The sequence below is a fragment of the Rhodococcus sp. (in: high G+C Gram-positive bacteria) genome, assembly GCF_049591685.1.
GTDB lineage: Bacteria > Actinomycetota > Actinomycetes > Mycobacteriales > Mycobacteriaceae > Rhodococcoides.
Map to the genome: position 1 here is coordinate 1 of NZ_JBAWFH010000451.1, position 4,210 is coordinate 4,210.

At 63.7% G+C, this 4,210-nt stretch carries 3 protein-coding genes and 1 pseudogene; all 4 read right to left on the minus strand.

The window, feature by feature from the left end:
• Positions 1–128 (minus strand): Y-family DNA polymerase (locus WBQ44_RS18925; RefSeq protein ID WP_495568211.1); only part of this gene is annotated, 128 nt, incomplete at its 3' end.
• A gap of 91 nt (positions 129–219) precedes the next feature.
• Positions 220–3,315, minus strand: coding sequence for an isoleucine--tRNA ligase (gene ileS / locus WBQ44_RS18930; protein ID WP_495568212.1), 3,096 nt, complete (start codon positions 3,313–3,315; stop codon positions 220–222).
• Between the two features lie 343 nt (positions 3,316–3,658).
• Positions 3,659–3,853, minus strand: coding sequence for a hypothetical protein (locus WBQ44_RS18935; RefSeq protein ID WP_495568210.1), 195 nt, complete (start codon positions 3,851–3,853; stop codon positions 3,659–3,661).
• Positions 3,854–3,949: 96 nt separating this feature from the next.
• Positions 3,950–4,210: pseudogene (locus WBQ44_RS18940) on the minus strand (cell wall synthesis protein); the annotation flags it as partial.

The following is a 4,210-nucleotide window of genomic DNA, read 5'->3' on the forward strand; positions in this document are numbered from 1 at the left end:
CCGTAGAAGCGGGCTTCGTACGAACACGAGGCGACCACACCCCGGGCACCGTCGCCACCGACTATTAGCGGCTTGTTGCGCAGGCTCGGATCGACCAACGCTTCGACCGACGCGAAGAACGCATCCATGTCGAGATGCAGCACCCAGCGCCTACTGCGGGAGTCGGTCACGAGCTGCCGACACTTCCGTTCACGGACCTACGACCGAACGTTTCGCAACTCATCGTGCGCGAGTGATCCGTGCGCGTACGCCCTCCCCGAGTTCGACTGCTCCTCCGTCGCCGGTCCCGAGATCTCCATCAACCAGCGACAACGCAAGAACCTCGCCCGCGATGAGCTCGCGGTGTGCGTCCAGCCACGCCTGGCGATCCTCGGGGACGGCGACGACGATGTCGATGCGATCCGACACGTCGAGTCCGAGTCCTCGGCGCGCCTCCTGCAGCTCGCGAATACGGTCCTTCGCCCAGCCCTCGGCCTCGAGTTCGGCAGTCACCCTCGAATCGAGTACGACGAGACCGGCGTTGCCCGGCAATGCAGCGGTCGACTCCGGCTCGGCCGCGACGAGCTTGCGGGTGTACTCGCTTGGCAACAGTTCGATGCCGGCCGCAGTGACCACACCCGCTTCGTCCTCCGACCATTCACCGGCCTTGACGGCCTTGATGACTTTCTGAACGTCCTTGCCGATACGTGGGCCGGCAGCGCGCGCGTTCACGACGAGCTCGAACTTGCCGTGGACCGCGACGTCGTCCGTCAGATCGACCTTCTTGACGTTCACCTCGTCGGCGATGATGTCGGCGTAAGGCCGCAGACGCTCGGCGTCTTCGGCTGCGACGGTGACCTCGGGCAACGGCAGCCGCACCCGCAGGTTCTGTGCCTTGCGTAGGCCCAGCACCGTCGAACACACCGAACGCACCTCGTCCATCGAACCGACCAACTCGGGGTCCGACGGAAGATCCGACGCCTCCGGCCAATTCGTCAGGTGCACCGAACGCCCGCCGGTGAGCCCGCGCCAGATAACTTCGCTGACCAGCGGGAGCAACGGTGCCGCGATGCGCGTCAACACTTCGAGAACCGTGTGCAACGTGTCGATCGCATCCGCGTCCTCATTCCAGAACCGCGAACGCGACCGCCGCACGTACCAATTGGTGAGCGCGTCGCAGAACGTCCGCAACTCGTCGCACGCACCGGCGATGTCGTCCGTTTCCAAAGCGTCGGTGATGGCGTCGCGAGTTGCCGCGAGCTTGGCCAGGACGTACCGGTCGAGGACGTTCTGCGAATCGGTGCGCCAGCGACCGGCCTTACCCGCATACAACTGCAGGAAGCTCCAGGCGTTCCACATCGGCAGCAGTGCTTGACGGACACCCTCGCGGATACCCTGCTCGGTGACGACGAGATTGCCGCCCCGCAGGATTGGCGAAGACATCAGGAACCAGCGCATCGCATCGCTGCCGTCCCGGTCGAAGACCTCCTTGACGTCCGGGTAGTTGCCCTTCGACTTGCTCATTTTCAGGCCGTCTTCGCCCAACACGATGCCGTGCGCGGCAACGGTCTTGAACGCGGGACGATCGAACAGTGCCGTCGCGAGAACGTGCAGCGTGTAGAACCACCCTCGGGTCTGACCGTTGTACTCGACGATGAAGTCACCCGGATTGTGGGTGGAAAACCATTCCTCGTTCTCGAACGGGAAGTGCACCTGCGCATACGGCATCGAACCCGATTCGAACCAGCAGTCCAAGACCTCCGGAACGCGCCGCATGGTCGACTTGCCGGTCGGATCGTCCGGATTCGGCCGCGTCAGGTCGTCGATGTACGGCCGGTGTAGATCCGTCGGGCGCACGCCGAAGTCGCGTTCGAGTTCGTCGAGACTGCCGTACACGTCCAACCGCGGGTATTCCGGGTCGTCCGAGGTCCATACCGGGATAGGGCTGCCCCAGTACCGATTTCGGCTGATGTTCCAATCGCGGGCACCTTCGAGCCACTTGCCGAACTGACCGTCCTTGATGTGCTCCGGCACCCAGGTGATCTCCTGGTTGAGCTCGACCATACGGTCACGGAACTTGGTGACGGCCACGAACCACGACGGCACGGCCATGTAGATCAGCGGCTGCCCGCTGCGCCAACTGTGCGGGTAGGAGTGCTCGATCGTCTCGTGCCGGAGCAGCCGTCCGGAAGCCTTGAGATCCTTGATGATGACGGGATTGGCGTCGAACACCATCAGTCCCTCGTACGGCGGTACGAGGGAGGTGAACTTGCCACCCGGATCGAGCGGCTGAACGACCTCGATGCCGTTGGCCGTCGCGACGTCCATGTCCTCTTCACCGAACGCGGGGGCGAGGTGCACGATGCCGGTACCCGAGTCGGTGGTGACGTAGTCGGCTTCCAGCACTCGGTGCGCGTTTTCGTGCCCGAGAAAGAAGTCGTACGGCGGCGTGTAGGACAGCCCGACCAGTTCGGCGCCCGCGTGTTCGGAGAGGATCTCGGGGTTCTCGCCGAGCTCGCGAACGTAATGCGTCAGCCGTTCGGCCGCGAGCACGTAGCGCGTGCCGTCGGCCACCGCGACCTGCACGTAGCGAACATTGGGGTGCACAGCAACAGCCAGGTTCGATGGCAACGTCCACGGCGTGGTGGTCCAGATCAGCGCGCTCGCGCCGTCGACCGGAGACCCGGGCGCCGACAACGGCATGGTGACCGTGACCGCTGGATCCTGACGCATCTTGTAGGCGTCGTCGAGACGAGTCTCCTGGTTGGACAGCGGTGTCTGCTCGTACCAGCTGTACGGAAGGACCCGGTAACCCTGGTAGATCAGCCCCTTGTCGAACAGGGTCTTGAACGCCCACATGACCGACTCCATGAAGTCGACGTCGAGCGTCTTGTAGTCGTTGTCGAAGTCGACCCACCGAGCCTGCCGGGTGACGTAGTCACGCCACTCGTCCGTGTACTGCAGCACCGACTGCTTGCAGTAGGCGTTGAACTTCGCGAGACCCATCTCGTCGATCTCGGACTTGTCCTTGATGCCCAGTTGCTTCTCGGCTTCGAGTTCGGCGGGCAGTCCGTGGCAGTCCCACCCGAACCGACGCTCGACCTTCTTGCCACGCATTGTCTGGAAGCGCGGGACGAGGTCTTTGACGTAACCGGTCAACAGGTGGCCGTAGTGGGGAAGTCCGTTCGCGAAGGGCGGGCCGTCGTAGAAGACGAACTCCTCGGCCCCGTCGCGACCCTCGACGCTCGCCCGGAACGTACCGTCCGCGGCCCAGAAGTCGAGGACCTTCTTCTCCAACTCGGGGAACGAAACGGCTCCCGCGCGTGGACCTGCCATGTCGACGAGCGGATACGAATCTTGCTCGGGCGCTGCGCTCACTTCGTGCTCCTCCGTGCCGACCGCTTCTGAAAAGAAAACGGTACGAATAACTCGGCACGGGGACGACAACGGCGTATCGGTACGCCGGCACCGCGGTACCACCCCGTTTGCGCCGTATCGGGTAAAGACACGGCGCCTCTCGCAGCGGGCTGTGACGGGCCCACCCGTTCGGTTCTACTGAGTGGCGAATCCGCGAACGGCGTCGTCACTGTTCTTCCGAAGGCTCCCCGGTGATGGCCGGATCAACGCCGCACTCACTCAGTGTAAAGATCGATCTCACTCGTCGCAGTACCGAGTAGGTCTACTGACCTGCGACTCCATCGGATTCGCCGTTCGGCGGTGTCCTGCGGCCCGCGAGCGCACCCGCGAGAAGCAGAACCGCACCGACCACACAGACCGCGATGCAGCCCCACGCCCAGATGACCGAACCCGTCATCAACGCAATGACAAGCAGGGCGAACCCTACTCCCGCCGAGCACAGCGTCAGGACAAGCACGACACTCCTCGTTCCCGCTGCGCCCCGCAGCGATACTCGACCAGCTGCGAGGTCGCTACTGCAGGCTTCCGTCTGAGCGAGCGGGGCGGTCGAGAATCAGTTGTTGCCCTTGGCGTACGACTGGCTGTATCCCGAGGACTGGTTGTCTTGATTGAAGCTGTCCGAGCCATTGTCGACCGGCAACGCCGACGACCTGTTCTCGAGCTCTTCGAGCTGAGATTCCAAGTAGGACTTGAGCCGCACGCGGTATTCACGCTCGAACGTCTTGAGCTGTTCGATCCGACCCTCGAGCACCGAACGCTGCTCGTTGATGGTCGCCATGATTTCGGTGTGCTTGCGCTCGGCGTCGGCCTGCAG

Coding starts and splice junctions, on each gene's coding strand:
- ileS (WP_495568212.1), bottom strand. CDS start 3,315: ATGGCAGGTCCACGCGCGGGAGCCGTTTCGTTCCCCGAGTTGGAGAAG.